The following is a 26,986-nucleotide window of genomic DNA, read 5'->3' as shown; positions in this document are numbered from 1 at the left end:
GCGGGAAGGGGCCGAACGCCGAGCGCGGCCCGCCCGGCGGCGGAGGGAACTGCACCTGCGGCGGCACGTGCTGCACCTGAGGCTGCCGGCCGTGCGCCGCGAGCGACGCCAGCACGAACTGCCAGGCGGGCACCTCCAGCGCGCGGATCTCCGCGCCGTGCCAGCTCGCCGCGCCGGCCAGCTGCTCCTTCGACGGAGCCGGTCCGAACGTCTTGATCAGCTCGTCCAGATGCGCCCGGAACGGCGCCGCCTCGTCACTCGCCAGCCACTGGTCGAGGCGGGTGCGCAGCTCGTACTCGGTGGCGGTGATGTCGGCGGGGGGGACCGCGAAGAGCTTGGCCAGCTGGTCGACGGCCGACGGCTCGTCGGTGAAGACCCGGTTCTGCGCCACGGCCCACGTCTTGTCGTCGAGCCCGGCGAACGCCGCCTCGACCGACTCCACCAGCTCCTGGCCCTCGCCGCCCCCAGCGCCCTGCACGGACGCGGCCTCCGGCTCGACCTCCGGCTCGGAACGCCCAGGCTCGGCGTCCGCGGCCTCGTCGTGCACCGGCTCGCCGTGCTCGGCTTCGACGGGCACCGGATCGAGCGGCTCGGCTTCGGCGGGCTCCGGCCCGGCGTGCTCGGCTTCGTCGTGCACCGGCTCGCCGTGCTCTGCCTCGTCGTGCACCGGCTCGACGCGCTCGGCTTCGCTGTGCAGTTCGAGGGGCTCGGCTGCGACGGGCTCCGGCTCAGCCGCGCGACCCTCGCCGTACTCGGCCTCCGCGTGCTCCGCCTCAGCCGGAAGACCCTCAACGTGCTCGGGCTCCTCGTGAGCCCCGGCGGCTTCCTCGGAGACGTGCTCACCGAGGTCGTCGGCGGCCTCCTGAGCGGCGGAGTCGTCGGCGCGCTCATGGGGGACGTCCCACTCGGCGGCCTCGGCCGGCAGGGCGGCCGGCCTGTCAGGCGCGGCGCCGTCAGCGGGCTCCTCCGCGGCGGCCGCCTCGTCCTCCACCGGCTCCTCGTCCTCAGTGGAGTAGGAGTCGTCGGCGAACCGGGCCGGGGTCTCAGGCTCGGCGGGCTCCTCGACAGGGGCGCCGGGTTCCGGCAGGGGGGCGGGGGACACCGGCTCCTCCGCCACTAACGGATGACCGGCCACACCCTCATGGAACGCGGCACGCCCGGCCGCACCCTCCTCGAACGCGACGCCCGGCCCGCCCGCCGCGTACGGCTCGACGTCCACACCGGGACGCTCGGGCGCGAGACGCGCGAGGACCGCCGTGAACAGGATGTTCAGCACCGGCCGCGCCTGGATGAACGGCTGGTCCACCAGCTCCCGCCCGGTCAGCGCGAGCAGCCCGGCCCACGACCCGGCCCGGTCGAGCGCGATCGCGACCGCGGGCTCGTCGGCCTCCTCCGGGTCGAGCACGTACAGGGCGGGCAGGACGTCACCGATCGCCGCCGCGGGCCAGTGCTCCAGGGCGATCTCCGTGAGCAGCTCGCCCAGCGATTCGGGGCCGATCGCCGCGAGCACCCGGGGCATGGGCAGGCTGCGCCACCACGCGTCCGGCAGGTCCGGCTGCCCGGCGAGTAGCGTGATCGTCGACGCGTCGCTCCACCTCAACGGTGGTACGAGGTCGCTCAGGCAGAAATTCATCCCGTTCCGTTCACCAGCCCCTCACGCCGTGGCAGCGGTGCAGCCATCATCACGCCGCCCACGGAACAGACCATAGTCCGGCAAAACAGCCCTACGCATCATGCCGTCGCATCAACGCCGAACAGCGGCAAAACGTAGCCGCACGTAATCGGCCATCCAGCCGCTCTCCCTGCGCAGTGCGGGCGCGGCCAGCTCGTTGACCCGTTGGAGCAGAGGCTCCACGATCTCGGGCGGCAGCCCTTCGAGCACCGACCCGGCGAACATGCGCACCCAGTCGGCGGCCCCGCCGGGGCACTCCTCGAGAGGCGTCGGCCGGTCGAAGTACTCCAGCAGCCGCACGACGAAGCCCTCCTGCTCCAGGCGGCGGGCGTACTCGGCGGGAGTGGGGAAGTACCACGGCAGCTCGGGCTCGCGCAGCCCGAATTCGCGCCAGGCGGTGTGCATGGCCGCGGTCAGCTCCGCGCAGTTGCCCGCACCGCCCATCTCCGCGACGAAGCGCCCGCCAGGCGTGAGTGCCTCGCGGACGCTTGCGATCACGGCGCCGGGGTCGCGGGTCATCCAGTGCAGCGCCGCATTGGAGAAGACCGCGTGGTACGGATCGACGACGGTGAAGTCGTGCGCGTCCCCGACGATGAAGTTGATGCCCGGATACTGTGCCAGCGCCTTCTCGATCATCGCCGGCGAGCCGTCGATGCCGAGGACCTCGGCCCCTCGGAAGGCGATCTGCGCGGTCAGCACCCCGGTGCCGCAGCCCAGGTCGAGCACGCGCTCGCCGGGCCGCGGGTCGAGCAGGTCGACCAGTGGCGCGCCCTGCGTCGAGACGTAGCCGAAGCTGCTGTCGTAGGCGCGACTGTTCCACCGCTCCAAGCTCGGTGTGTCGTATCGCAAGACGATCAGCTCATTTCTCGGACTCCGGGCCCCCGTGGCCGTGCTGTCCGTTCACTTTAGAGCCTGAACGTCGCGGCGACATATCAAGTCACATGGGACTCAGCCCACACTCTTTGCCCATTCCCTCATCAGGTACGCCTTCGCGGCGTCCGTCTGCGGGATGGTCATGAGAACGGGAGGCCCGGGCGCCTTGGGCAGTTTCGCCGCCTGCTCGCGGTCGAGCGTGCCCTTCATGAGCATCGCCTCGCCGCGCGCCGGCCGGGCGAACCCCTTCTGCAGCAGGTTCTGGCCCTCGTCGGAGAAGAGGAACTCCTGCCAGAGCCGGGCCGCGGCCGGGTGCGGGGCCGCCTTGTTGATCGCCTGCACGTGGTAGGCGCCGAGCGCCGCGTCGCGCGGGATCGTCACCTGCCAGCCGTCGGAGTGGTGGGCGCTGCGGGCGGCGTTCAGGTGGTCCCAGGCGACGACGACGTTGGCCTTGGCCGGGTCGGTGAGTCGTCCGGCCTGCTTGATCTTGGCGAACAGCGCCACGCCCTGCTCGGGCTGCGGCGCGCCGGCGCGCATGGATGCCGCCATCACGCCCCCGAACGCCGAGGCCGAGCGCAGCGGGTCGCCGTCGAGGGCGACGCGGTAGCCGGGCTGCAGCAGGTCGTTGAAGGAGGCGGGCGCCTTGACCGCGCGCGGGTCGTACCCGATGGACATGTAGCTGCCGTAGGCGGCGTACCAGGCGCCGGACGGCTCCTTGACGTGGTCGGGAACGTCGTTCCACCCCTGCACCTTGTACGGTGCGAACCGGTCGGCCCCCGACACCGCGACGTCCATGGTGAGGTCGAACACGTCCGGCTTGAGCTGCGGGGCCGCGTCGAGCTCGCGCTTGCTGCTCGCGTTCGGCTCCAGCTCGTTGACCTTGATGTCGTACTTGTCGGCGAAGGTGTCGATGATCTCGCCGTAGTTGACCCAGTCGCGGGGCAGGGCGATGACGTTGAGCTGGCCCTCTTTCTTGGCGGCCTCGACGAGCCGGTCCATCGTGCCGAAGCCGCTCTTCAGCGAGGCGGCCTGGACGTTGACGGGCGGCAGGTTCTTCGCTTCGGTCGCGGTGGAGTCGGTGGACGACGCGCCGCATCCGGCGCTGGCGAGGATGGCGGCTGCGGCGGCGCAGGTACGTACAGTCACACAATGAATACTTACTGCTACATCCGCCCAGGTCGAGGAGGCGCGGCCGGAACGACACGGGCCGCCACCAGCGTCTCTTCGGGGATCTCCACCACCGTGCCGTCTCTTTTCCGGACTTTGAGCACGCCTTCGTCCCAGGACTCCAAAATCCCGACCGCGTCGCGAAACCCGCCGGGGACGCGCCTTCGGGTGGTGACCCGGGCGCCGACGTCGTGCGTTGTAATGGCGATGACAAGGCGTCCGGCCACGAGTTTGCCACCCTCCGTTTCGGCCAGCCGGGAAGCACGGCAATACTAGGGCGTAGCAAACCGCGGTCGAAGTCATGCCATGGTGCGGAGAAGAAGGAGCTCGAGGTGACCTACGTCATCGCGCAGCCTTGCGTGGACGTCCTGGACAAGGCGTGCATCGAGGAGTGCCCCGTCGATTGCATCTACGAGGGCGAGCGCATGCTTTACATCCACCCCGACGAGTGCGTGGACTGCGGCGCGTGCGAGCCAGTGTGCCCCGTCGAGGCGATTTTCTATGAGGACGACCTTCCCGAGCAGTGGAAGGAGTTCTACAAGGCCAATGTGGACTTCTTCGAGGAGCTGGGCTCGCCCGGTGGCGCCTCGAAGGTCGGCAAGATCGAAAGGGACCACCCGGTGGTCGCCGCCCTGCCGCCGCAGGGTGAAGACCACTAGGACAACGCCGTGCACGGGGGCATCCGGGCCGGATGCGCCCCGTCCGCGTGGCGCCGCCGTGCCGTAGTGCGGCACCGCGACATCATGGAGAACCGTGAACACCCTGCCTGACTTCCCGTGGGACCGGCTGGAGCCGTACAAAGAGCGCGCGCTGGCTCACCCCGACGGCATCGTCGACCTGTCCGTCGGCACGCCCGTCGACCCCGTGCCGCAGATCGTCCAGGACGCCCTGACGCAGGCGGCCGACAGCCCGGGCTATCCCCTGACCCACGGCACCAAGGCGCTGCGCGAGGCCGCGTCGGGGTGGTTGCGGCGCAGGCACGGCGTGACGGTGGATCCGAATGATGTCCTGCCGGTGATCGGCTCCAAGGAGTTCGTCGCCTGGCTGCCCACCTACCTCGGTGCGCGCCGCGTCGTCTTCCCGGAGCTGGCCTACCCCACCTACGACGTGGGCGCCCGGCTGGCCGGGGCGCACGGCACGGCCTCCGACAGCACGCTCGCGCTCGGCCCCGAGCACGTCGACCTCATCTGGGTCAACTCCCCGGGCAACCCCACGGGCCGGGTGCTGCCCGCCGAACACCTGCGCAAGATCGTCGCGTGGGCTCGTGAGCGCGGCACGGTCGTCGCCTCCGACGAGTGCTACATCGAGCTCGGCTGGGAGGAGCCGCCGATCTCGATCCTCCACCCCGACGTCTGCGGCGGCTCACACGAAGGGCTGCTGGCCGTCCACTCCCTCTCCAAGCGCTCCAACCTGGCCGGCTACCGCGCCGGGTTCGTGACGGGCGACCCCGTCCTGGTCAAGCGGCTGCTGGAGACGCGCAAGCACGCCGGCATGCTCATGCCGCAGCCCGTCCAGGCCGCGATGACGGTGGCGCTCTCCGACGACGAGCACGCCGACCGGCAGCGCGAGCGTTACGCCGCCCGCCGCGAGGTGCTGCGTCCGGCGCTGGAAAAGGCGGGATGGCAGATCGACCATTCGACCGCGGGCCTGTACTTCTGGGCCTCTAATGGGCAGAGCGCCTGGGATCAGGTAGGAAAGCTTTCCGAGACCGGCATTCTGGTCGCGCCCGGCGAGTTCTACGGATCCGCAGGTGGGCGGCACATCCGCGTCGCCCTCACGGCCACAGATGAACGGATCGCTGCGGCGGTGCGCCGCCTCCAGTAGGATCGCCCCGCACAGCCCGCGAAACGGGCTTGTCTCCGCACAAATTGATAAGGGCTTATGCCGAGGCAGACCGCGAGTGGAGCGAGCTGATCGATGAGCATGACCTCCATGGTCGTACTCGGGCTGAGCATCGCCACCGTCCTGCTGCTGCTCGGGGCCTTCTGGGCCACGACGCGGCAAGACAGGAGGGGCCGCGTCAGCGCGCCGCCGGCCGAGGTCGCTCCTCTCGAGACCCCGCTGGCGGCTCCGGTGGGCGCTCCCGGGCATGTCGGCACCGACTACACCGACCCCCGTACGATCGGGGTCGGCGACCGGATCGAGATCCACGGGTCGCCCGCGCGCGTCCTCGGCGCCATCTACGTCTCGTGGCAGGGCCAGAAGTGGACGGACTTCCTGCTGCGCGACTCCTCCCGCCGCCTGCAGTGGCTCTCCGTCGAGGAGTTGCCGGGCGATCCGCCGCATCTGGAGGTCAAGCTCTGGAACGACGTGCCCACGCAGGGCATGGTGCCGGCCAAGAGCATGCTGATCATGGAAGGCGTGGAGTTCTACCCGATCGAGCGGGGGACGGCCGCCTTCCGCGGTGAGGGCGACACCGGCCTGCCGGAGCGGGGCCTGCTCGACTTCGCCGACTACCGCGCCTCCGACGGCCGGCTGCTGTCGTTCGAACGCGTCCAGGGCGGCTCCTGGACGGCCGCCTACGCCCAGCCGCTCCCGCCCGGCTCGATCTCCATCGTCACCCGCGCGTCCTGACGGGTCACGACAGCTCCACGCGGCGGGCGCCGGGCTTGCCGGGCTTGCCGTCCGCCTCCCAGCCCTCGGTCTCGTAGTCGTTGGACCAGGTCGCGCCGCCGTAGCCGACCCTGGTGAGGCCGTACATCTCGGCATGGGCCACCCACCAGGAGGCCACCAGCCAGCCGCGCTTCTCCGTGGTGATCGCCGTGCTGCCCAGCGCCCTGGCCAGCTGCTTGCGCGCCTCCCGCGTACGGGGCGCCGGCGCGGGCGTGCGGGTCTGGGGATACCAGCAGTGCAGGGCCCGCGGCACCTTCCCGGTGAAGGCGGCGGCCAGGATCTTCGCCTCCTCCTCGTGCGGCGCGTACGCGTAGCCGCCCGCCGAGCGCTGTACGGCCTGCGCCGCCTCCGCCAGCGGCAGCTTGCGGTAGTTCTTCACCTTGACCAGCGCGGCGAAGAACCTGTTCGTCGCGTAGACAGGGTCCATGATCTGCTTCTTGGTGCCCCAGCCCTGCGACTCGCGCTGCTGGAAGACCCCGACCGAGTCGCGGTCGCCGTAGTCGACGTTCCGCAGCTTCGACTCCTGCAGCGCCGTCGCGTACGCGATGACCACGGCCCGCTCGGGCAGCTTGCGGCGCGCCGCGACGGCCGCGATCGTGGCCGAGATCCGGGCCTGTTCGGGGTCGAGCTCGCGCACGCCCACAGGGGTGTCGACCACGCAGTACGCCTCGCGCACCACCACGGGCGCCCGCTTCAGCAGGTGGTAGAGCCCTACGGAGACGGCGACGGCGAGTACGACCACGATGACCGCGATGGTGATGACTCCACGGGAGAAGCGCAGGCGCACGCTGAAGAACCTACCCGGACGGATAAGCTCCGTGGCCATGAGTCATGTGAGCACTTCGTCCACGATTCCCGCGGTCGTGGATGAGTTGTGGGAGCGCAGGGCGGAGCTGTCGCCGGCCGACGCCGAGGCGCGCCGGCTGGTGGTCGGCGCGGTCGACCTGCTCGACAGCGGCCAGGCGCGGGCCGCCCGCGTGGAGGGCGGCGAGGTGCTCGTCGACGAGCGCGCCAAGCGCGCCGTGCTGCTGGCCTTCAAGGTGCTCGGACTGGCCCGCTCGCAGGTGGGCGACTTCCACCACAACGACCGCATCCCGCTGAAGAGCACGTTCGACGGCGTGCGCGTGGTGCCGGGGGCGATCGCACGCTGGGGCTCCTACCTGGCGCCCGGCGTGGTGCTCATGCCGTCGTTCACGAACATCGGCGCGTACGTCGACTCCGGCACGATGGTCGACACGTGGGCCACCGTCGGATCATGCGCTCAGATCGGCAAGAACGTGCATCTGTCTGGCGGCGTGGGCATCGGCGGGGTGCTGGAGCCGCCCGGCGCCGTCCCGGTCGTGGTCGAGGACGACGCGCTGATCGGCGGCCGGTCCATGCTCGTCGAGGGCGCCCGGGTCGGCGAGGGCGCGGTCGTCGGCGCGGGAACGATCCTGTCAGGGTCGATCCCGGTCATCGACGTCGAGACGGGCGAGGAGCTGTCACGCGGCCGGATCCCGGCGTGGTGCGTGGCGGTGAGCGGCACGCGGCAGAAGGAGTTTCCCGGCGGCACGTTCGGCCTGCCGTGCGTGCTGGTGCTCAAGCGCCTGGAGCCGGGGCAGCGGCACGACAAGGCGGCGCTCAACGAGGTGCTGCGCGAACACGGGATGGACATCTGATGCTCGACCTGACCCAGGACGTACGCGCGCTGACGGCCGCGATCGTGGACATCGAGTCGGTGAGCGGCCACGAGAAGGCCCTCGCCGACCAGGTGGAGCGGGCGTTGTCCGCGGTGCCGCACCTGAACGTGTCGCGCTCCGGCGAGACGGTGGTCGCCCGCACCGAGCTCGGCCGCGCCGAGCGGGTGCTCATCGCGGGCCACCTCGACACCGTCCCCGTCGCCGGCAACCTGCCGAGCCGGGTCGACGGCGACCTGCTGTACGGCTGCGGCACCTCCGACATGAAGGCCGGCGTCGCGGTCGCGCTCAAGCTCGCCGCCGCCCTGCCCGCGCCCAACCGCGACGTCACGTACGTCTTCTACGACTGCGAGGAGGTCGAGGCCGAGCGCAACGGCCTCACCCGGGTCGCGCGTGACCACGCCGACTGGCTGGCGGCCGACTTCGCGGTGCTGATGGAGCCGACCGACGGCGTGATCGAGGGCGGCTGCCAGGGCACGCTGCGCGCCGAGGTCACGGTGAGCGGCAAGCGGGCCCACAGTGCGCGGTCGTGGTTCGGGGTCAACGCCATCCACGGCATCGAGCCGGTGCTCGCCCGGCTCAACGCCTACGAGCCGCGGCGGCCGGTGGTCGAGGGGCTCGAATACCACGAGGGGCTCAACGCGGTCGGCGTCAGCGGCGGCGTGGCGGGCAACGTCATCCCCGACCTGTGCGTGGTGAGCGTCAACTACCGCTTCGCCCCCGACCTGTCGATCGAGGAGGCGGAGCAGCACGTACGCGAGGTCTTCGACGGGTTCGCCGTGAGCGTCGTGGACGCCGCGCCCGCGGCCCGGCCCGGGCTGACGCATCCGGCGGCGGCGGCGTTCACGGCGGCCGTCACCGGGGCGGTCGGCGGCGAGCCGCGCGCCAAGCTGGGCTGGACGGACGTCGCCCGCTTCTCCGCGCTGGGGGTCCCCGCCGTCAACTACGGCCCGGGCGACCCGAACCTCGCGCACCAGCAGGGGGAGTACGTCTCGCTGCCGAAGATCGTCGAGAGCGAGCGGGCGATGCTCGACTGGCTCTCCACATGAAAGTGGCTTTCCTCGCCGGCCATTTGGCGGGGAAAGCCACTTTCAGTCCCGAGCAGCACCCTCGGCAGTTAGACGCAGGGGGGTCGAAATCCGGTTCCCTGGTTTTTTCAAGATTTTTTAGTGGGGTGTTTCGCCCGGTTTACCTGGGGATTCGCTCTGAGGGAAGAACGTATCGACTCGCGGCGAACCGCACGGGTAGGGACGCACGGGTGGAACCGGGCGATGGTGAAGGGGCTAGCGTGATCCGCATGGAAGAACCACGTCGTGAACAGCGCCATGAACAGGCCCGGGAACAGCGCCGGGAGCACCGCCAGGGGCAGGCCATCGTCCGCGGTCGTTTCGTGCCGACCTCCACGCACGACCAGCGGCTGCTGGCCCGCCAGGGGCCGTCCGACTGGGTGCACACCGACCCGTGGCGCGTGCTGCGCATCCAGGCGGAGTTCGTGGAGGGATTCGGCCAGCTCGCCGAGCTGCCCCCGGCGGTCACGGTGTTCGGCTCCGCCCGCACGCCCGAGGACTCTCCCGACTACCGGACGGGCATGCGGCTCGGCCGGGCCCTCGCCGAGGCCGGCTACGCGGTGATCACCGGTGGCGGCCCCGGCGTCATGGAGTCGGTCAACCGGGGCGCGCGCGAGGTGGACGGCGCCGTGTCGGTCGGGCTCGGCATCGAGCTGCCGTTCGAGCAGCGCATGAACGACTACGTCGACCTGGGCGTGGAGTTCCGCTACTTCTTCGTGCGCAAGACGATGTTCGTCAAGTACTCGTGCGGCTTCATCACGCTGCCCGGCGGCTTCGGCACGCTGGACGAGCTGTTCGAGGCGCTCACCCTGGTGCAGACGCGCAAGGTGACCTCCTTCCCCGTGGTGCTGATGGGCTCGGAGTTCTGGGGCGGCATGCTCGACTGGATCAAGGGCTCGCTGCTCGGCACCGGCAAGATCGCCGCCGACGACCTCGACCTGATCACCGTCACCGACGACGTGGACGAGGCCGTGCGCATCATCGTGGACGCCGACCTGGCCCGTTCCCGGCAGCTCGTGGAAGAGGAGGAGGCCTGCGCGGCCCAGATCGCCGAGCCGCAATAGGCTTCCGCCCTGTGAACATCTGCGTCTTCTGCTCCTCCAGCCAGAACATCGACCGCAAATACGTCGACCTCGCCACCGAGGTGGGCACCGAGCTGGCCAGGCGCGGGCACACCCTGGTGAGCGGCGGCGCCACGGTCTCGTGCATGGGAGCCGTCACCTCGGCGACCCGAGCCGCCGGCGGGCGCACCATCGGCGTGATCCCCCAGGTCCTGGTCGACATCGAGGTGGCCGACGAGGAGTCCGACGAGCTCGTCGTCACCGCCGACATGCGTGAGCGCAAGGGCGTCATGGACGCCCGCTCCGACGCGTTCCTGGTGCTGCCGGGCGGCATCGGCACGCTGGAGGAGCTGTTCGAGATGTGGACCGCACGGGTGCTCGGCATCCACGACCGTCCCCTCGTCGTCCTCGACCCCTGGGGCCTGTACGAGCCGCTGCGCGCGATGGTCGGCCACATGTACGACGAGGGTTTCACGCGTCCGGACGTCTTCGACGCGATCTCGTTCACCTCGACCGTGGACGAGGCGTTCGCGCACCTGGAGTCGCGTGCGCAGCCCGTTCGGCCCAGCGTCGCCGAACTCGGCGAGGCCGCCGGCTGACACGTTCCACAGGTTGTGTGGAATGCGTTACTTGCGGTAGATCGCTGAAGGCGCTCCGGCGGATGAGTACGATGCCAATGTGCTGGTAATTCTCGCCATCGCCGCCATCGCCATCCTGGCCTGCGTGGTCCTGGTCTCCCTGGGGCGGGGCGGTGAGCTGAGCGAGTTCCCCCCCGACGTGCCCCCGCTCGACCTGCCGGAGGCGGGTCAGCTGACGGCGGTCGACGTCATGGCGCTGCAGCTGCCGGTCAACCTGGTCGGCTACCACACGGCCAGCGTCGACGAGACGCTGCGCCGGGCCGCCGGCGCGATCAGCGCCCGCGACACCCGGATCGCCGTGCTGGAGCAGCGGGTCTCCGAGCTGCTGGCCAGCCGGCTGTACGCGCGGCAGGAGGTCTACGCCTCGCCGGGGGCGGGCCCGCGTACGGAGCACGAGCCCGAGGCGCCGGCGCAGCGGGAGCTGCCCGAGTCGGGCGACCCCGTGACGGCGAGCGGCGCCGCGGTGTCGTGGGACGCCGACGCGACGATCACCCCTCCGGAGGACCCGGAGTGGCGCGTCGACGCCGTCCCCGGCCGGGCGGACGACTCCACGGACACGCAGACCCCCGAGCCCGTACACCCCGCCGCCGAGCCGGAGCCCGAGGCCGACGAACCGGCCGCCGCAGAAGCCCGTGCGAGCGCCGAGCCCGCCGACCAGGCGCCCGAGGGTGAGCCCCCCGAGGCCCGCGCGGGCGACGAGCCCGTACCGGGTGCCGAGGACGGTGAGGACGGCGAGGCGGAGACCCGTGAGGACAAGCGCAACGGCGCGCTCACCACGGGCGTCCCTGACGGCGACGCCGAGCGGGCCGAGGGCGAGGAAGAGCCGGTGCGGGCGCGGAAGGGGACGAGCGGCGGTGAGTGAGCCGATCCGCTGCTCCTGGCCGGGCCTGGCCGACCCGATGTACCTCGCCTACCACGACGAGGAGTGGGGCCGCCCGGTCAAGGGCGACGACGCCGTCTACGAACGGGTGGTGCTGGAGGCGTTCCAGTCGGGTCTGTCGTGGCTGACCATCCTGCGCAAGCGGGAGAACTTCCGCGCCGCCTTCGACCACTTCTCCATCCCCAAGGTCGCCGCCTACACCGAGCACGACGCCGAACGCCTGCTCGCCGACCCGGGCATCGTCCGCAACCGTGCCAAGATCGAGGCCGCGATCGCCAACGCCAGGGCCGCGCTCGACCTGCCCGGCGGCCTGTCCGACCTGGTGTGGCGCTACGCCGACCCCGACGCTCCGGCGCCGAGGACGACGGCCGACGTGCCCGCCACCACCCCGGCCTCGAAGGCGCTGGCCAAGGAGCTGAAGCAGCACGGCTTCCGGTTCGTCGGCCCGACCACCGCGTACGCGCTGATGCAGGCGATCGGCCTGGTCAACGACCACATCGAAGGCTGCCTGGCCCGCACCCGCTGAGCCCGGGCGCTGGTCCATGAACTCCGGCACCCACCTGGTCCAGCCGAGGGTTCGCCCATAGGATCGCCGTACGATCCGGGCCACGGCCGCCTCCCCGGTCTGGCTGCCCACGACCGAGGGTGGGACCAGGATGACCGTCATCGCCCAGCCGCCGTTCACGGGCCGGCTCCTGCCCCTGGTCGCCGGGATCGCCGGGGCCGCCGCGGTGGCCGCCCTGCTCGCGCTCCGGCTGGCCGGCCACGGCGGTTTCGCCACCGACCCGGTCGGCGTGCTCGCGCTGGCGGCGGCGGCGACGAGCGCGGCCGTCGCCGCCGCCCGGCTCACCTCGGCGGGCGACCGGAGAGCCGGCGGTCTCGCGACCTGGCTCTGCCTCGTCCTGCTGGCCTACCTTTGGGCGGCCGCCTGGGCGGTGTGGGCGGTCGCGACCGGGAACCCGGCCGCCGCGCTCGCGGTCGCGATCTGGAGTTCGGCCTGGATCCCGCCGCTCGCGCTCATGCAGCTCGCCGCGTCAGCGGCCATCCGGGCCGGCGGACGAGCACCGTGGACGCATCAGGTTCTCGTCGGGGCCATCGCCGCCGTCACGCTCGCCAACTCCCTGCTGACGACGCCGAGCGACCCCTTCACCGGCCTGCCGACCATCGCGCCGGAGTCCTGGCGGACGGCCCTCGAACCGCTCGGTGGCCTCGCCACGCTCCTGGGCGCGCTGGCCCTCCTGCTCATCCCGGTCACTCTGTGGCGGGCCGCGCTCACCTCCGCCGGGGCCGCCCGCGCGCGGATCGGGGTCGCCGCGGCCGGAACGACCGGCGCCCCGCTCACCGTCGGCTTCTGCCTCCTGCTGGCCGTCGCCCGCGACCCCGGAGCCGTGGAGCCGTCGCTGGGCTCGGCCGCGTTCCTCGTCGCCCTCGCCGGGGCCTCGGCGTTCAGCGCGGCCTGCGCGGTGCTCGCCGCACGTGGCGGGGTGCAGCCCCGCCACGTGGCCGTCGCCGTACGCGGCACCGGGCTCGTCGCCTCGGCCCTCGTCGTGATCGCCATCGGGACGATCATCGCCTCTCCCGGCGTCCGGCTCGGCGCCACGGCGGTCGCCATCGGCGTCGCGGCTGTGACGTTCGTCGTGGTCGGGGGCGCCTGGGCCGGGACCGGACGGCTCGCCCGCGTCCTGACCCCCGAAGAACGGCCGGCTCCGGACGAGGAGGTTCCCGCACCGCTCGGGGCGACACCGGTCCCGGGCCTGACACCGCGCGAGGCGGAGGTTCTCGCCGTCCTCGCCGAGGGCGCCAGCAACGCCGGAATAGCGGCCCGGCTCGTCGTCTCCGAGCGCACGGTCGACGCCCACCTGCGCGCGATCTTCGTCAAGCTCGGCCTCAGGCCGGAGGCCGGGACGAACCGCCGCGTGCAGGCCGCGCGGATCTGGCTCGACAACGCCGCCACGAAGCGCGGCCGAAGCCTCTGAGCAGGCCGGACTCCACATAGGTGCTGGCACCGATGCGGTGCGGCACGCCCTCTGCCGACGATCGAAGCGGCGCGAACAGCGCCGCCACCGATCGATCGAAGGAGAAGGACGACCGTGACCGCATCCGAACTCGCCGGGACCGCGACGCCGCCGCCCGCCCCGGCAACCGCGTCAGCCACGCGGCGTATCGCCGTTATCGGGCTCTTCGTCCTGCTGCTGGTCTCGCTCGCGGCCCGTACCTTCTTCGCGTTCTGGGAACCGCCCTTCGACGGCACGGTCCGGTACGACGACGTGCGGGCGCTCGGCGGCGCCTACTGGCCGATGAACCTGTACCTCGGCGGCCCCGGATACGCGATCTCCTGGGTCGCCACCGCCGTCTTCATCGTGCTGCTCGCCCACGGCAGGGGCCGCGCGCTGAACCTGCTCGGCGCGCTGCTGTCCGGCGTCGGCGGGATCCTCTTCGCGCTCACGATCACCGCGGAGGCGCTGCCGTTCGCCTACGCGGCCGATCCCATGGTGCTGCCGGAGCCCGCGGGACGAGAGCTCTTCGACATCCTGAACGCGCACCTCGGCCTGCTCGTCCCGGCGATCGTCGGCACCCAGGTCGCCATCGCGGTCGGCGTGCTGGCCGCGCTCGTCGGGACGCTGCTGTCGAAGGCGATGCCACGGTGGCTGTCGATCGCGGGCATCGCGTACGTCATCGTGTTCGCCGCGCTGCCGGCCGAGACGTCCGGCCCTGTGACCGCCGCGATCGTCTACCTGCTGCAGGTCACGCTCGTCGCCGCCATAGGCTGGTTCGGGCTTCGCGCCGGGCTGGGCAGGCGATCGCTCACTCCGCGTTGAAGGTCGGGCGTTCCTTGGCGAGGAACGACTCCGTGGCCTTGACGTGGTCGCGGGTGGCGGCGCATTTGTCCTGAAGGTCGGCCTCCATGGCGAGCGCGTCCGGCAGCGAGTGCGTCGCCGCGTACGCCAGGGCCCATTTGGTGGCGGCGAAGGCCAGCGTCGGGCCCTGCGCGAGGCGTACGGCGAGCTCCTGGGCGTCCTTGAGCAGGTCGTCGGCCGGCACCACGCGCGTGACCAGGCCCAGCTCCAGCGCGCGGGCCGCGTCGAGCGGCTCGCCGAGCAGCATCAGCTCGGCGGCGCGGCCCCGGCCGACCAGGCGCTGCAGCGTCCACGACGCGCCCGAGTCGGGCGCCAGGCCGATGCCGGCGAACGCCAGCGCGAACTTCGCCTTGTCCGAGGCGATCCGCAGGTCGCACGCGAACGCCAGCGACGCCCCCGCGCCCGCGGCGACGCCGTTGACCGCGGCCAGCACCGGCTTGGCCATGGTGGCGATCAGCTCGACGATCGGGTTGTAGTGCTCGCGCACGGTGTTGGCCAGGCCGCGGCCCGCCTCCAGGTTGTCGGCGTGCTCGCGCAGGTCCTGGCCCGCGCAGAACGCCCGGCCCGAGCCGGTGAGCAGCACGGCCCTGACGGACTGGTCGCCCGCGGCGCGGCGCAGCGCGCTGTGGAGCGCCTCCTTGGCCTCGACCGTCAGTGAGTTCATGGCGTCGGGCCGGTCGAGCGTGATGGTGGCGACGGCGTCGGCCACGTCATAGCGGATCACGATAACTCCCTGTCGACGAACGCGGCGGCTGCGGGCAGCAGCCGGGCGGCCTCCTGCTCGAAGTAGGCCCTGGCCTTCTCACCCGGCCAGCCGGGCGGCAGCAGCTCCGGCGGCAGGCCGGGATCGCGGAAGAGGAAGTTGCGCCAGCCGTGCACGAGCCGGCTCCTCGTGGCGAAGACCTGGTCGTCCGGCGCCCCTTCGGGCAGCGTGCTGATCAGCGTGACAGCTTCGGTGCGCCAGTGCTCGTACGCCTCGCCGATGGCGTCCAGATCCCAGGCCCTCGACACCAGCTCGCGCGGGTCGCCCTCCAGCGCCGCGTCGAACCTGTCGGCCCGCACGCCCTCGCCGTCGAGCAGGTTGTCCAGCTCGATGGAGGAGCGCGGGCCGATCCAGGTCGTCTCCGACAGCGCCGCGTAGCCCAGGAACGTCAGGTCGGCCCGCAGCCGCTCCCGGCGCGCACGCTCGCGTACGGGCTCCACGACGATCAGATGCCAGCGGCCGTGCCAGGACAGCGTGCCCGCTCGGTAAATTCTGAGTGCGGCCTCGTCCAGCCGCCTCACACACTTCGGCGTCAGCCCGTAGCCGGGCCCTTGCGACAGCCTCACCGGCCTCAGCCACCCCTGCCGCACCATGCGCGAAACCGCCGTGCGCACGGCGGGAGCGGCGATCTCCAAGGGCTTCATCAGCCGTACGAGCGCCGCCACGGACGCCTGCCCCCCACGCGAGCGCAGGTGGTCTCCATAGAGGTCGAACAGAGCGGCGCGAGCGTGCACGAGGTCCAGTTTGGACGTGATCGCGCGCCTGGACAACGCATTCTGGGAGGAGATCGTTACCCATGAGCGCTCTCGATGCGGGAGAATAGGACATCACAGAAGACGTGAATGCGCCGACCACCCCCCATGGGAGGTCGGAAATCGCGGGCCGCGGGAGCCCAAGGCAGGAAGGGATGCACGCATGGCGGCGATGAAGCCGCGGACCGGCGATGGTCCGCTCGAGGTCACCAAGGAAGGGCGCGGCATTGTCATGCGGGTCCCTCTGGAGGGTGGCGGCCGGCTCGTCGTGGAGATCTCGGCCGACGAGGCGAAGGCGCTCGGCGAGGCGCTGAAGAACGTCGTCGGCTGAGCCCTCCCGAGAGAAATCTTGATCCACGACCCTGGCGTAGTCCGGCGCCAGGGTCGCTGACGTTCTGAGGAGATGTTTCCGTGCCCATTGAGACCACTGCGACGGTGGTCGCCGAGGTTCCCGACGACGCCGACCTGCTTGCCGTCCCGTACTCCGCCGATCTCCAGACCGCCCGCCCGGTGGAGCTGCACCTGCCGGTGCGTGACCTGCTGGCGCACTACGAGGCCAAGGGGGAGGCGGGCGAGATCGTCGAGGTGCCCGTGGCCAGGGCTGGAGGTGTGGGCCGCGTGCTGCTGTTCGGCGTGGGCGACGGCTCCCCGCGTGCCCTGCGCAAGGCCGGCGCCGCGCTGACCAGGCGGGTCAAGGGCCGAGACCGGCTGACCGTGGTCACGCCCGAGGGCGACGTGGCCGCGTTCGCGGAGGCGGCGCTGCTGGCGGCGTACTCGTTCAAGATCGGTGAAAGCGGCAAGAAGGCCGTGCGGACGCTGGCCTTCGCGGGTGCGGACGAGCAGGCCGTGCGGCGGGCGCAGACCGTCGCCCAGGCCGTGGCCCTGGCCCGTGACCTGGCCAACACGCCCTCCTCCGTGAAGAACCCGGCCTGGCTCGCCGAGCGGGCCGCCGAGAGCGGCGTCGCCGTCCGGGTGTGGGACGAGGAGCAGTTGCAGGCCGACGGGTTCGGCGGCATCCTCGCCGTCGGGCGCGGCTCGGCCAGCCCGCCCCGGCTCATCCAGCTGTCCTACACGCCCGACGAGCCCGCCGACCGGCATGTCGTGCTGGTGGGCAAGGGCATCACGTTCGACTCGGGCGGCCTGTCGCTCAAGCCGACCGAGAACATGAAGACGCAGAAGACCGACATGGCGGGCGGCGCGGTCGTCATCGCGGTGCTCGGCGCGCTGGCCCGGCTGGGCGCCCGGGTGAAGGTCACCGGCCTGGTCGCCGCCGCCGAGAACATGCCCTCCGGCACCGCGCAGCGGCCCAGCGACGTCATCACCCACTACGGCGGCCGCACGGTCGAGGTGCTCAACACCGACGCCGAGGGCCGGCTCGTGATGGCCGACGCGCTCGCCTACGCCGACGCCGTCCTCGACCCCGACGCGGTCGTCGACATCGCCACGCTGACCGGGGCCATCTCGGTGGCGCTCGGCCGCAACGTCGGCGCCGTCTACGCCTCCGACGACGTGCTGGCCAAGCAGCTGCTGGAGGCGGGGGAGGTCACCGACGACCGGCTGTGGCGGATGCCGCTGATCGACGACTACACGCCGGCGCTGGAGTCGTCGATCGCCGACCTGTCCAACGTCGAGGCGGGGTCGCGGTTCGGGGCGGGGTCGATCACGGCGGCGTTGTTCCTGCGGGAGTTCACCGGCGGCCGGCCGTGGGCGCACCTCGACATCGCGGGCGTCGGCCGCAGCACCGTGGACGAGGGCACGCTCAGCAAGGGCGCGACCGGGTTCGGCGTGCGGGTGCTGCTGGAGTGGCTCACCCGCGCGTAGCGCCGCCTAGCCGGCGATCTTGACGGCCGCCAGCAGCCCGTCGCCCAGGGGCATGAGCACCGAGCGCAGGCGGTCGTCCGACTGCACCAGCTTGCCCACCTCGCGCAGCGCCACCGTGTCGGTGTCGCGCTGCGCGGGGTCGGCCACGCGGTTGTGCCAGAGCATGTTGTCGAACGCCACGACGCCGCCGACGCGCAGCAGGCGCACGGCCTCGGCCAGGTAGTCGGCGTACTCCTGCTTGGCGCCGTCGGCGAAGACCATGTCGTAGCCGCCGTCGGACAACCGGGGCAGCACGTCGAGCGCGCGGCCGGTGATCAGCCGCACCCGGCTGCCGGAGAAACCCGCCTCGGTGAACGCCTGCCGGGCCAGCCGCTGGTGCTCGGGCTCGACGTCGACGCTCGTCAGCGTGCCGTCGGGACGCATGCCGCGCAGCAGCCACAGCCCCGAGACGCCGCAGCCGGTGCCGATCTCGACGACCGACTTGGCGTTGACGACGGTGGCGAGGAAGCACAGGGCGGCACCGCCGCCGGGAAGGATGGGCGTGGCCCCCATCTCCAGCCCGCGCTGCCGCGCGGCGTGCAGGACCTCATCTTCCTGATGGAACTGCTCCGCATAGGCCAGAGTGGCCTCCACCGGAGTGGTCATCGGCCTCCTCCCCCACTTTCGTGCGATTGGCCGCATAGGCCGCACAAGGTATACGCGTGATTGACACCGTTCGCAGCCTAAGGGAGACACGCCCGGACGGGAACTCAGGAGGGTCCTGAGGCGTTGCAGGTTTAAACGGGCTTTGCCGGTCCGGAGGGCAGTCAGTGCGCACGAAGGGACGAAACCAGGCACTATGGCGGTAGCGGTGGTCCCAGAGAGAGGAGTTCTGGTGGACGAAAGCGACCACCAGGCGGATACTCCCGTGTCGTCTGACTGGACGCCTCCCACGTGGGAGGAAGTCGTGCGGACCCACTCCGCACGCGTGTATCGGCTCGCCTACCGGCTGACCGGCAATGTCCACGACGCCGAAGACCTCACCCAGGAGGTCTTCGTCCGGGTTTTCAGGTCGCTGTCGAGCTACACCCCCGGCACCTTCGAGGGCTGGCTGCACCGGATCACGACCAACCTGTTCCTCGACATGGCGCGGCGCAAGCAGCGCATCCGGTTCGAGGGGCTCGCCGACGACGCGGCCGAACGGCTGCGCGGGCGCGAGCCGTCCCCGGCGCAGGCGTTCGACGACGCCCATCTGGAGCCCGACATCCAGGCGGCCCTCGACGCGCTCGCCCCCGAGTTCCGGGCGGCGATCGTGTTGTGTGACATCGAGGGCCTGTCGTACGAGGAGATCGCGGCCACGCTCGGCGTCAAGCTGGGTACGGTCCGAAGCCGTATTCACCGTGGCCGGGCGCAGTTGCGGGAGGCGCTCGATCATCGAGCCCCCCGTAATTCCCAACTCCCCCCGACCGTGATCCGTGGGGAGGAAGTCTGATATGGCTCATCTTGGAGAACGCGTATCCGCACTCGTGGACGGTGAACTCAGCCACACCGAACGCGAGCGTGCGCTTGCTCATCTGACCTTCTGCGCTGACTGCCGTAGAGAGGTCGAGTCGGTGCGCGCGCTGAAGTCGCGCCTGCGCTCGCTCGACACCCCGGCGATGCCCACCGACCTGACGATGTCCCTGCTCCGGATGGCGGAGCCGGGCGGACCGCTGCCCCCGAGGGAGCGCCCTTTTCCGGCCCGCACCTTCGGTGGGGTGCCGATCCCCGGCCCGCACACCATCGCGCCGCTGGACAACCGGCCGCGCAGAGACGGCACCGGCGGGTCTTCCGGCCCGGGTCGTGGTGGTAGACGGCGCACGACCTACGTGGCCGTGGGGGTCGTCTCGGCGGCCGTGGCCCTCGGCACGTTCTTCGCGGCGAGTGGCGTGGGGCAGAACAATCCGGCTCCACCGGTTGAACTCTTCCAGCAGCAGGCCCGTACATCGCCTACGAGTGCACCCACCACGCCTTGACGCTCCCGCAAGCCGGGCATAGTCGGTTGGCGTAGTCCGCGGTGCGTGGGGCATACGATCTGGGTTCGGGATTTGTCGGCGGCAAGTCCTGACAAAGCTTTATCAGCCTCGTATGCCGCAAGAGCGAGGATTTGCGGTGGCCGAGCCAAGGAGTGGTGAGACTGAGATGACCGACGAGACGCGCCGCAACGAGGAGCGCACGCCGTCGGACACCCCCGAGCCACAGGTGCGGCCGGAGTTCCTGCCCGCGCAGGACAGGTCCGACGCACCGGGCCGGCGGCCCGAGCCGCCCGCCTCGTTCGGAACGTCGTGGGGTGACCCGTCGGGCCGGTCGGAAACCGCCGGTGCGCCACCGTACGAGAGCCGGCCGTACGGCGAGGCCGGCGGCGGGCCGGGGCGGGACGACGGCGCGCGGAGCGGTCCGGGGGCGCCGTCCTTCGGCCCGCCCGACCCGGGCGCGCAGGCAGGCGAGAGCCCGTCCTTCGAGAATCCGTCGAGCCACGAGCCGGCGTTCGAGAACCCGTCGCGCTACGAGAGTCCGTCGGGGCACGAGAGCCTGGGACGCTTCGAGAGCCCGTCGGGTTTCGAGACAGGCGAGCGACCGGCCTTCGGGTCGCCTGACGGTGGCGGTGAGCGGCCGGCCTTCGGGTCCCCTGACGGTGGCGGTGAGCGGCCGGGGTTCGGGGCGCCCGGCAGTGGGGCGCCGCCCTATGAGGGGCCGGTGTTCGGGGCTCCCGACAACAGCACGCGCGCCTACGACAGCCCGTTCGGCGAGGGCGGTCCCCGATTCGAGAACCCCTCCTTGGGCGGCCCCGACAACGGGACGCGGGCCTACGAGCGCCCGCCGTTCGGCCCGCCCTACGGCAATCCGCCGCCTCCGCCGCGTCAGCCCCTCGGCATGGGCCCGGGCTGGGCGCCGCCGCCTCCCGGCGCGCACGGAGCCGGGGCGGATGCGGCCAGGCGCGGTCCGCGCACCGGGTTCCTGGTCACGATGGCCCTGGTCATCGCCCTGGTGGCGTCGCTGCTCGGCAGCGTCGGCACGTACCTGCTGACCAGGCCCACCAGCACGGCCCTCGACCCTTCCTACAGCCTCGGCCCGGTGCCCAGCGGCGCCACCAACCGCCCGCCCGACTCGGTGGCGGGCGTGGCCTCGCGGGTGCTGCCCAGCGTGGTCTCGCTCGAGGTCGGCAACGGCAGCGCCAGCGAAGGCGCCACCGGCTCCGGCTTCCTGATCAAGGACGGCTACGTGGTGACCAACAACCACGTGGTCGCGCTGGCCGCCAGCGGCGGCGAGATCCGGATCATGTTCAACAACCGCAAGACCACCACGGGCCGCATCGTCGGCCGGGACCCGGGCTCCGACCTGGCCGTGGTCAAGCCGGAGGAGACGTTCGGCACGCCGGAGATCACGCTCGGCAACTCCGACCAGGTGGTCGTGGGCGACCCGGTGATCGCCATCGGCTCCCCGCTGGGCCTGACCGGCACGGTCACGACCGGCATCGTCAGCTCGCTCAACCGCCCGGTCATCGCGGGCGACGACACGGGAGCCACCAGCGAGGAGCCGGCGTACATCAGCGCCATCCAGACCGACGCCGCCATCAACCCCGGCAACTCGGGCGGCCCGCTCGTCAACGGCCGGGGCGAGGTCGTCGGGGTCAACTCCGCGATCGCCACGCTCGGGCGTTCGATGAGCAGCCAGAGCGGCAGCATCGGCCTGGGCTTCGCGATCCCGGTCAACCAGACGCGGCGGGTCGCCGAGGAGCTGATCACGACCGGCCGGGCCAAGCGCCCCAAGATCGGCATCCTGCTCGACCGTGACTTCCAGGGCCAGGGCGTCAAGATCGCGACCGAGGCCGTGGCGGGCCAGCAGCCCGTGACGCCGGGCGGGCCCGCCGACAAGGCCGGGCTGCGGGCGGGCGACGTGATCCTCGAGATCGACGGGCTGCCGCTGCAGGACGGGAACGAGCTCATCGCCCTGATCCGCAGCAAGGCCCCTGGCTCGAAGATCAACGTCAAGTACCTGCGCGACGGCCAGGAACGCAACGCCAGCCTCACGGTGACGGCCGAGGACGAGCCCACGCCCACCGCGTCCTGACCCTTGTCACGTAGGCGCCGCAGGAGCCCTCCTGCGGCGCCTACGCGCGCCGGTTGGTTCCTCTTTAGGGTTATTGAAGAGAGCCTCTTCCCGTTCGGGTGTTTTGGTGGGAGATATGAGGAGGGCAGGCGACCGGGCAACGGTCGCGAGCCCGTACTCTGTGGAAGAGGCCGGGGTTGTTCTCGGAGAGACTGAACTGCGGTAGGAGATCAGGGTGTTCGGACTCGGGTGGGCGGAGATCGGAGCGCTGATCGTGATCGCGCTGCTCGTCTTCGGTCCCGACAGGCTGCCCCAGGCCGCCGCGCAGGCGGGCAGGACGCTGCGCAACCTGCGCCGGATGGCCAACAGCGCGCGCGAGGACCTACGCTCCGGGCTCGGCCCCGAGTTCTCCAACTTCGACCCGGCCGACCTCAACCCGCGCACGTTCGTCCGCAAGCATCTCCTCGACGACATCGAGGAGGACTGGAACGGCAAGCGCGAGCTCGAACCGGCCACCACGACGCCGTACGTGCCGGAGCCGGTGGTCGACGAGCTCGGCTACGGCGAGATCCCGCCGTACGACAGGGAAGCCACCTGAGAGACGACGCGGGCCCGCCCCGGCGGTAACCGGAACGGGCCCGAAGCGGGAAGGCGTCAGCGGCGCGGCGCGAGCCCCAGCTGCATGCCCTTGAGGCTGCCGGAGCGCTTGCTCAGGCCGGAGGCGATCTTGCGAAGCTCGGCGGCGGCCGGTGCGTCGGGGTCGGTCAGCACCAGCGGCTTGCCCTCGTCGCCGCCCTCGCGCAGCCGCATGTCGATCGGCACCTGGCCGAGCAGCGGGACACGGGAGCCGAGTGTACGGGTCAGCGCGTCGGCCACGGTCTGGCCGCCGCCCTCGCCGAACACCGCGATGCGCTCGTCGCAGTGGGGGCACGGCAGCCACGCCATGTTCTCGATGACGCCGGCGATCTGCTGGTGGGTCTGGGCCGCGATGGAGCCGGCCCGCTCGGCCACCTCGGCGGCGGCCATCTGCGGCGTCGTGACGACCAGGATCTCGGCGGACGGCAGCCGCTGCGCCACGGAGATGGCGATGTCGCCGGTGCCCGGGGGCAGGTCGAGCAGCAGGACGTCGAGGTCGCCCCAGTAGACGTCGGCCAGGAACTGGTGGAGCGCCCGGTCGAGCATCGGCCCGCGCCAGACCACCGGCATGTTGCCCTCGGGCTTGAACATGCCGACCGAGATGACCTTGATGTCGTGGGCCACCGGCGGCATGATCATGTCTTCGACCTTGGTGGGCCGCTCGGCGGCGCCCAGCATGCGCGGGACGCTGTGGCCGTAGATGTCGGCGTCGACGATGCCGACCTTGAGGCCGCTCGCGGCCATGGCGGCGGCCAGGTTGACCGTCACCGACGACTTGCCGACCCCGCCCTTGCCGCTGGCCACCGCGAAGACGCGGGTCAGCGAGCCCGGCTGGTTGAACGGGATCTCCTTCTCCGGCCCCCGGTCGCCCCGCAGCTTGGTCTGCAGGTTCTTGCGCTGCTCGGTGCTCATCACGTCGAGCTCGATGTTGACGCCCGTAACGCCGTCGACCTTGGAGACGGCGGTGGTGACGTCGCGGGTGATGGTGTCCCGCATCGGACAGCCGGCCACGGTGAGGTAGACGCCCACGCGCACCGCACCGTCAGGGGCGATGTCGATGCTCTTGACCATGTCGAGGTCCGTGATCGGGCGACGGATCTCGGGGTCGATGACCGTGGCGAGGGCCGCGGTCACCTGTTCCTGGGTTGGTGCCATCGAAGTGTCGGCACGAGGGAGTGCCGTCCCTCCTTAGTCGTCTATGTATGGCAGGCGCTGGACGCCAGTTGAGGATGCCCCTCCATGGTATGGACCGGCACCCTCACTGGGTTAATCCGTCTTGTTAGATGTCTGTGCAACAACGTTTTAAGGTTACTCCGTGACACTTCTGCGCGACGAGGGCCTGACCGCTGAGGAGCTCGCGGTCTGGCGGATGTTACAGCGCGCCCAGGTGCGCATCACCCGTCGTCTGGAAGGGGAGTTGCTCATCGCCCACGATCTCCCGCTGGCCTCCTACGACGTGCTGTTGCAGCTGGCGGAGGCACCCCGGCGGCGGCTGCGGATGAACGACCTGGCCGACCGCGTGCTGCTCTCGCGCAGCGGCCTGACCAGACTGGTCGACCGGCTGCAGCGCGACGGGCTGGTGACCAGGGAGGCCTGCGCCGACGACGCCCGCGGATTGTTCGCGGTGCTGACCGACCTCGGGGCCGACCGGCTGGCCGAGGCGACGCCGACCTATCTGCGCGGCGTCAAGGGCGAGTTCGCCGACCCGCTGGAGCCGGGGGAGCTGGCCCGGCTGCGGACGATGCTCGCCAAACTCGCCTGAACGATCTTCACTCGCGCCGGGTGCGCAGCTCGTCCACGAACCTGCCGAGCTCCGTGCGCAGGTAGTCGCGGGTGACCACCTCGCTCAGGGTCAGGCGCAGGTCGGCGATCTCACGCGTCAGATACTCGATCTCGGCCTGGTTGCGCTCGGCGGCCTCGCGGTCCTGCTCGTACTGGATGCGGTCGCGGTCGTCCTGGCGGTTCTGCGCCAGCAGGATCAACGGCGCCGCGTAGCTCGCCTGCAGCGAGAGCATCAGCGTCAGGAAGATGAACGGGTACGGGTCGAAGCGCAGGTGCTCGGGCCCGGCGACGTTCCAGATCACCCAGACCGCGACGAACACCGTCATGTAGACGAGGAACCGCGCGGTGCCGATGAACCGGGCGATGCGCTCGGAGAGCCGGCCGAACATCTCCGGGTCGTAGTGGGCCCGCAGTGAGGGCCGCAGCTCGCGGGGCTGGTCGAGGCGGTCACTCGTCACGGTCGGGCCTCTCGCGCCAGTCCTCGGGAAGGATGTGGTCGAGCACGTCGTCCACGGTCACCGCGCCGACGAGCCGGCCCAGCTCGTCGACCACGGGAGCGGCCACGAGGTTGTAGTTGGCCAGGTAGTAGGTCACCTCGCGCAGGGTGAACTCGGGTTTGATCGGGTCGATCGAGGGGTCGAGCACGCGCCCGAGCAGCGTCGAGGGCGGCTCGCGCAACAACCGCTGGAAGTGCGACACCCCCAGGTACGTGCCCGTCGGCGTCTCGGTCGGCGGCCGGGTGACGTAGACCTGGCACGCGATGGCCGGCGACAGGTCCTGCTGGCGGATGTGCGCGAGCGCCTCGGCCACCGTCGCGGTCGGCGGCAGGATCACCGGCTCGCTGGTCATGACGCCGCCCGCGCTGGTCTCCGGGTACGTCAGCAGCCGCCGCACCGGCGCCGCCTCGCCCGGCTCCATCAGCGCCAGCAGCCGGGCCGCCTGCTCGTCCGGCAGGTCGTGCAGCAGGTCGGCGGCGTCGTCGGGGCCCATCTCCTCCAGCACGTCGGCCGCCCGCTCGGGGTCGAGCGTGCCGAGGATGCCGATCTGGTCGTCGGGCGGCAGCTCCTCCAGGACGTCGGCCAGCCGGGTGTCGTTGAGCGCCCGCGCGATCTCGACGCGGCGCTTGCTCGGCAGGTCGTGCAGGGCGCTGGCCATGTCGGCGGCGCGCAGCGACTCGAACGCGGCGATCAGCCCGGCCGCCCCCTGGTCCTTCTGCAGGGTGTCGAACCCGGTCACCTCGCCCCAGTCGACGATGCGCGGCTCGCGCCGGCGGCCCTTGTAGAGGGCGACCCGGGTGACCTCCCAGGTGGACGGCTTGACCTCCTCCATGGCGACGTCGTAGACGGTCATGGGCTGGTCGCCGAGATGGACGGCGAGGTCGAGCATCTCGCCGATGACGAGGGTCTCGGTGACGCGCTGCTCGAACCTGCGCATGTTGAGCTTGCCGGTGAAGACCACGGAGCCGGCCTCGATGCGGCGCACGCGGGTGATGGGCAGGAACACCCGGCGGCGCGGCTGCACCTCCACCACGAAGCCGTGCACGTTCGGCCGGCGGCCGATGCGCAGTCCGACCACGACGTCTCTGACGCGGCCGATCTGGTCGCCCGCCGGGTCGAAGACCGGGGTCCCCGACAGCCGGGCCACGAAGATCTGCACGTCGTCAGGCTAACAAAGGCGACCCATTGCGCCCGGGACGCCGTACATGTCAGTATCAAACCCGTTTGACGGTCATTACTTGGACTGGTGGTGTGCGATGAGGTCGGTGGGGCTCGCGCTGGCGTTCGTGTCGGCGTGGTGTTTCGCGTTCTCCGGGCCGATGGCGAAATATCTCATCGCCGCCGGACTCGAGCCGATCGAGGCGGTCTGGACGCGGATGGCGGGCGCGGGGCTGCTGCTGGTGGCGGTGCTCGCCGTGGCGCGTCCCCGGGCGCTGCGCATCCCGAGGTCGCGGCTGCCGTTCTTCGGCCTGTACGCGATCATGGCGGTCGCCGGGGTGCAGGCCCTGTACTTCGTGGCGATCACGCGGCTGCCGGTGGGAATCGCGCTGCTGCTGGAGTTCATGGCGCCGGTCATGGTGGTGGCCTGGGTGCGGCTGGTCCGCAAGGTGCGGCTCGCGCGGGCGGCCTACCTCGGGGCGGTGGTGGCCGTCGTGGGGCTCGCGATCGTCGTCGAGGCGTGGCAGGGGATGCGCCTGGACGCGCTGGGGCTGGTGCTGGGGCTGCTGGCCGGGGCGTGCTGCGCCGGATATTTCCTGATGAACGATAGCTTCGGGGACGACATCGACCCGCTCGGCCTGGTCGCCTGGGGGATGATCGGGGCGGCCGTCGTGCTGGCGCCGTTCTCCCGGCCGTGGGACATCCCGTGGGAGGCGTTCACCGTCTCCGCCACCCCGGAGGGCGGGCAGACGCTGCCGGTGCTGGGGGCGTACCTGTGGATGGTGGTCGTGGCCACCGTGCTGGGCTACACGCTGGGCGTCAACGCCGTACGGCGGCTGTCGGCGGCCGTCGGGGCCACGGTCGCCTCGCTGGAGGTCATCGCGGGCGCCGTCGTGGCCTGGGTGCTGGTCGGCGAGACGCTGGGCGTGTTCCAGATCGTCGGCGGCCTGATCGTGCTCTCGGGCGCCCTGCTCGCCCAGACGGCCACCACGACCCTCCCGGAC

30 protein-coding genes are annotated in these 26,986 nt (G+C 71.4%); 19 read left to right on the top strand and 11 right to left on the bottom strand.

Annotation, left to right across the window (positions count from 1 at the left end; genetic code table 11):
* The 4 genes from C1J01_RS24530 to C1J01_RS24515 all read right to left on the bottom strand — a co-directional run.
* Nucleotides 1–1,600, bottom strand: a 1,600-nt coding sequence (locus C1J01_RS24530; RefSeq protein WP_500048130.1) for a prolipoprotein diacylglyceryl transferase, incomplete at its 3' end; no start/stop codon positions are given.
* Nucleotides 1,601–1,744: 144 nt separating this feature from the next.
* Nucleotides 1,745–2,521, bottom strand: a complete 777-nt coding sequence (locus C1J01_RS24525) for a class I SAM-dependent methyltransferase (protein WP_111181315.1) — start codon at nucleotides 2,519–2,521, stop codon at nucleotides 1,745–1,747.
* 99 nt (nucleotides 2,522–2,620) lie between these two features.
* On the bottom strand, nucleotides 2,621–3,691 hold the full coding sequence (locus C1J01_RS24520; RefSeq protein ID WP_235854643.1) for an ABC transporter substrate-binding protein: 1,071 nt from the start codon (nucleotides 3,689–3,691) through the stop codon (nucleotides 2,621–2,623).
* A 17-nt stretch (nucleotides 3,692–3,708) separates the two neighbouring features.
* Nucleotides 3,709–3,939, bottom strand: coding sequence for a putative acetyltransferase (locus C1J01_RS24515; protein ID WP_111181314.1), 231 nt, complete (start codon nucleotides 3,937–3,939; stop codon nucleotides 3,709–3,711).
* 105 nt (nucleotides 3,940–4,044) lie between these two features.
* Between C1J01_RS24515 and fdxA the strand changes: the two genes are divergently transcribed.
* The 3 genes from fdxA to C1J01_RS24500 all read left to right on the top strand — a co-directional run bounded on the left by fdxA (nucleotide 4,045) and on the right by C1J01_RS24500 (nucleotide 6,286).
* Nucleotides 4,045–4,371 carry a ferredoxin gene (gene fdxA / locus C1J01_RS24510; protein WP_111181313.1) on the top strand — a complete coding sequence of 109 codons (327 nt, stop codon included), beginning with the start codon at nucleotides 4,045–4,047 and terminating at the stop codon, nucleotides 4,369–4,371.
* Nucleotides 4,372–4,465: 94 nt separating this feature from the next.
* The gene (dapC, locus tag C1J01_RS24505; RefSeq protein ID WP_111181312.1) at nucleotides 4,466–5,536 is read left to right on the top strand and encodes a succinyldiaminopimelate transaminase; all 1,071 of its coding nucleotides are present in this window, start codon (nucleotides 4,466–4,468) and stop codon (nucleotides 5,534–5,536) included.
* Between the two features lie 93 nt (nucleotides 5,537–5,629).
* Nucleotides 5,630–6,286 carry a DUF4178 domain-containing protein gene (locus C1J01_RS24500; protein ID WP_235854642.1) on the top strand — a complete coding sequence of 219 codons (657 nt, stop codon included), beginning with the start codon at nucleotides 5,630–5,632 and terminating at the stop codon, nucleotides 6,284–6,286.
* A gap of 4 nt (nucleotides 6,287–6,290) precedes the next feature.
* On the opposite strand, the gene C1J01_RS24495 is transcribed toward C1J01_RS24500, so the two are convergent.
* Entirely contained in the window at nucleotides 6,291–7,112 is an 822-nt protein-coding gene (locus tag C1J01_RS24495; RefSeq protein WP_235854641.1) for a hypothetical protein, read from the bottom strand.
* A 37-nt stretch (nucleotides 7,113–7,149) separates the two neighbouring features.
* Between C1J01_RS24495 and C1J01_RS24490 the strand changes: the two genes are divergently transcribed.
* From C1J01_RS24490 to C1J01_RS24450, 8 genes are all read left to right on the top strand, one after another.
* Entirely contained in the window at nucleotides 7,150–7,983 is an 834-nt protein-coding gene (locus C1J01_RS24490; protein WP_111181311.1) for a 2,3,4,5-tetrahydropyridine-2,6-dicarboxylate N-succinyltransferase, read from the top strand.
* The gene (gene dapE, locus C1J01_RS24485; protein WP_111181310.1) at nucleotides 7,983–9,050 is read left to right on the top strand and encodes a succinyl-diaminopimelate desuccinylase; all 1,068 of its coding nucleotides are present in this window, start codon (nucleotides 7,983–7,985) and stop codon (nucleotides 9,048–9,050) included. The genes C1J01_RS24490 and dapE overlap by 1 nt, the downstream gene beginning before the upstream one ends.
* 248 nt (nucleotides 9,051–9,298) lie before the next feature.
* Nucleotides 9,299–10,132, top strand: a complete 834-nt coding sequence (locus C1J01_RS24480) for an LOG family protein (protein WP_111181322.1) — start codon at nucleotides 9,299–9,301, stop codon at nucleotides 10,130–10,132.
* Between the two features lie 11 nt (nucleotides 10,133–10,143).
* Nucleotides 10,144–10,728 carry an LOG family protein gene (locus C1J01_RS24475; protein WP_111181309.1) on the top strand — a complete coding sequence of 195 codons (585 nt, stop codon included), beginning with the start codon at nucleotides 10,144–10,146 and terminating at the stop codon, nucleotides 10,726–10,728.
* A gap of 79 nt (nucleotides 10,729–10,807) precedes the next feature.
* Nucleotides 10,808–11,629: a prolipoprotein diacylglyceryl transferase gene (locus C1J01_RS24470; protein WP_111181308.1), complete on the top strand. Its 822-nt coding sequence runs from the start codon at nucleotides 10,808–10,810 to the stop codon at nucleotides 11,627–11,629.
* Nucleotides 11,622–12,173 carry a DNA-3-methyladenine glycosylase I gene (locus C1J01_RS24465; protein WP_111181307.1) on the top strand — a complete coding sequence of 184 codons (552 nt, stop codon included), beginning with the start codon at nucleotides 11,622–11,624 and terminating at the stop codon, nucleotides 12,171–12,173. The genes C1J01_RS24470 and C1J01_RS24465 overlap by 8 nt, the downstream gene beginning before the upstream one ends.
* A gap of 130 nt (nucleotides 12,174–12,303) precedes the next feature.
* Entirely contained in the window at nucleotides 12,304–13,623 is a 1,320-nt protein-coding gene (locus C1J01_RS24455; RefSeq protein WP_235854640.1) for a helix-turn-helix transcriptional regulator, read from the top strand.
* Between the two features lie 114 nt (nucleotides 13,624–13,737).
* A complete protein-coding gene (locus C1J01_RS24450) occupies nucleotides 13,738–14,466 on the top strand; it encodes a hypothetical protein (RefSeq protein ID WP_111181306.1) in 729 nt (242 codons plus the stop codon).
* On the opposite strand, the gene C1J01_RS24445 is transcribed toward C1J01_RS24450, so the two are convergent.
* Together C1J01_RS24445 and C1J01_RS24440 are read right to left on the bottom strand one after the other, a co-directional pair.
* A complete protein-coding gene (locus C1J01_RS24445) occupies nucleotides 14,453–15,229 on the bottom strand; it encodes an enoyl-CoA hydratase-related protein (protein ID WP_111181305.1) in 777 nt (258 codons plus the stop codon). The two genes, C1J01_RS24450 and C1J01_RS24445, sit on opposite strands and share 14 nt — an antisense overlap.
* Nucleotides 15,226–16,002: a PaaX family transcriptional regulator gene (locus tag C1J01_RS24440; protein WP_111181320.1), complete on the bottom strand. Its 777-nt coding sequence runs from the start codon at nucleotides 16,000–16,002 to the stop codon at nucleotides 15,226–15,228. Before C1J01_RS24440 ends, C1J01_RS24445 begins: the two co-directional genes overlap by 4 nt.
* Before the next feature lie 181 nt (nucleotides 16,003–16,183).
* Between C1J01_RS24440 and C1J01_RS24435 the strand changes: the two genes are divergently transcribed.
* Complete coding sequence (locus tag C1J01_RS24435; protein WP_020545024.1) at nucleotides 16,184–16,351, top strand: DUF3117 domain-containing protein; 168 nt, start codon at nucleotides 16,184–16,186, stop codon at nucleotides 16,349–16,351.
* An 80-nt stretch (nucleotides 16,352–16,431) separates the two neighbouring features.
* Nucleotides 16,432–17,841, top strand: a complete 1,410-nt coding sequence (locus C1J01_RS24430; protein WP_181448940.1) for a leucyl aminopeptidase — start codon at nucleotides 16,432–16,434, stop codon at nucleotides 17,839–17,841.
* A gap of 6 nt (nucleotides 17,842–17,847) precedes the next feature.
* Here C1J01_RS24430 and C1J01_RS24425 read toward each other — a convergent pair whose 3' ends face one another.
* Nucleotides 17,848–18,486 carry an O-methyltransferase gene (locus C1J01_RS24425; protein WP_111181303.1) on the bottom strand — a complete coding sequence of 213 codons (639 nt, stop codon included), beginning with the start codon at nucleotides 18,484–18,486 and terminating at the stop codon, nucleotides 17,848–17,850.
* A 193-nt stretch (nucleotides 18,487–18,679) separates the two neighbouring features.
* On the opposite strand from C1J01_RS24425, the gene sigE reads away from it, so the two are divergent.
* The 4 genes from sigE (at nucleotide 18,680) to C1J01_RS24405 (ending at nucleotide 22,507) form a co-directional block, all read left to right on the top strand.
* Complete coding sequence (sigE, locus tag C1J01_RS24420) at nucleotides 18,680–19,312, top strand: RNA polymerase sigma factor SigE (RefSeq protein ID WP_111181302.1); 633 nt, start codon at nucleotides 18,680–18,682, stop codon at nucleotides 19,310–19,312.
* 1 nt (nucleotide 19,313) lies between these two features.
* On the top strand, nucleotides 19,314–19,835 hold the full coding sequence (locus tag C1J01_RS24415; protein WP_111181301.1) for an anti-sigma factor family protein: 522 nt from the start codon (nucleotides 19,314–19,316) through the stop codon (nucleotides 19,833–19,835).
* A 166-nt stretch (nucleotides 19,836–20,001) separates the two neighbouring features.
* Nucleotides 20,002–21,930 carry a trypsin-like peptidase domain-containing protein gene (locus tag C1J01_RS52345; RefSeq protein ID WP_146615705.1) on the top strand — a complete coding sequence of 643 codons (1,929 nt, stop codon included), beginning with the start codon at nucleotides 20,002–20,004 and terminating at the stop codon, nucleotides 21,928–21,930.
* A gap of 214 nt (nucleotides 21,931–22,144) precedes the next feature.
* Nucleotides 22,145–22,507, top strand: a complete 363-nt coding sequence (locus tag C1J01_RS24405; RefSeq protein ID WP_111181299.1) for a sec-independent translocase — start codon at nucleotides 22,145–22,147, stop codon at nucleotides 22,505–22,507.
* 56 nt (nucleotides 22,508–22,563) lie between these two features.
* Here the strand turns inward: C1J01_RS24405 and C1J01_RS24400 are convergent, their stop codons facing one another.
* Complete coding sequence (locus C1J01_RS24400) at nucleotides 22,564–23,700, bottom strand: Mrp/NBP35 family ATP-binding protein (protein WP_111181298.1); 1,137 nt, start codon at nucleotides 23,698–23,700, stop codon at nucleotides 22,564–22,566.
* A 160-nt stretch (nucleotides 23,701–23,860) separates the two neighbouring features.
* Here C1J01_RS24400 and C1J01_RS24395 point away from each other — a divergent pair, with 160 nt between their 5' ends.
* Entirely contained in the window at nucleotides 23,861–24,307 is a 447-nt protein-coding gene (locus tag C1J01_RS24395; protein ID WP_235854638.1) for a MarR family winged helix-turn-helix transcriptional regulator, read from the top strand.
* Nucleotides 24,308–24,314: 7 nt separating this feature from the next.
* On the opposite strand, the gene C1J01_RS24390 is transcribed toward C1J01_RS24395, so the two are convergent.
* Entirely contained in the window at nucleotides 24,315–24,785 is a 471-nt protein-coding gene (locus C1J01_RS24390; protein ID WP_181448939.1) for a DUF1003 domain-containing protein, read from the bottom strand.
* Nucleotides 24,775–25,983, bottom strand: coding sequence for a magnesium transporter MgtE N-terminal domain-containing protein (locus C1J01_RS24385; protein WP_235854637.1), 1,209 nt, complete (start codon nucleotides 25,981–25,983; stop codon nucleotides 24,775–24,777). Before C1J01_RS24385 ends, C1J01_RS24390 begins: the two co-directional genes overlap by 11 nt.
* A 97-nt stretch (nucleotides 25,984–26,080) precedes the next feature.
* On the opposite strand from C1J01_RS24385, the gene C1J01_RS24380 reads away from it, so the two are divergent.
* The coding region (locus C1J01_RS24380) for an EamA family transporter (protein WP_111181316.1) at nucleotides 26,081–26,986 on the top strand (906 nt) is incomplete at its 3' end.

The sequence above is a fragment of the Nonomuraea aridisoli genome, from assembly GCF_003236395.1.
In the GTDB taxonomy this organism is placed as follows: domain Bacteria; phylum Actinomycetota; class Actinomycetes; order Streptosporangiales; family Streptosporangiaceae; genus Nonomuraea; species Nonomuraea aridisoli.
Note: the sequence above shows the minus strand (reverse complement) of the source record. Positions and strands in the feature narration are given on the sequence as shown.

Coding starts and splice junctions, on each gene's coding strand:
- C1J01_RS24415 (WP_111181301.1), top strand. CDS start 19,314: ATGGCTCATCTTGGAGAACGCGTATCCGCACTCGTGGACGGTGAACTC.
- C1J01_RS24425 (WP_111181303.1), bottom strand. CDS start 18,486: ATGACCACTCCGGTGGAGGCCACTCTGGCCTATGCGGAGCAGTTCCAT.
- C1J01_RS24480 (WP_111181322.1), top strand. CDS start 9,299: ATGGAAGAACCACGTCGTGAACAGCGCCATGAACAGGCCCGGGAACAG.
- C1J01_RS24400 (WP_111181298.1), bottom strand. CDS start 23,700: ATGGCACCAACCCAGGAACAGGTGACCGCGGCCCTCGCCACGGTCATC.
- C1J01_RS52345 (WP_146615705.1), top strand. CDS start 20,002: ATGACCGACGAGACGCGCCGCAACGAGGAGCGCACGCCGTCGGACACC.
- dapE (WP_111181310.1), top strand. CDS start 7,983: ATGCTCGACCTGACCCAGGACGTACGCGCGCTGACGGCCGCGATCGTG.
- C1J01_RS24435 (WP_020545024.1), top strand. CDS start 16,184: ATGGCGGCGATGAAGCCGCGGACCGGCGATGGTCCGCTCGAGGTCACC.
- C1J01_RS24500 (WP_235854642.1), top strand. CDS start 5,630: ATGAGCATGACCTCCATGGTCGTACTCGGGCTGAGCATCGCCACCGTC.
- C1J01_RS24490 (WP_111181311.1), top strand. CDS start 7,150: ATGAGTCATGTGAGCACTTCGTCCACGATTCCCGCGGTCGTGGATGAG.
- sigE (WP_111181302.1), top strand. CDS start 18,680: ATGGCGGTAGCGGTGGTCCCAGAGAGAGGAGTTCTGGTGGACGAAAGC.
- C1J01_RS24455 (WP_235854640.1), top strand. CDS start 12,304: ATGACCGTCATCGCCCAGCCGCCGTTCACGGGCCGGCTCCTGCCCCTG.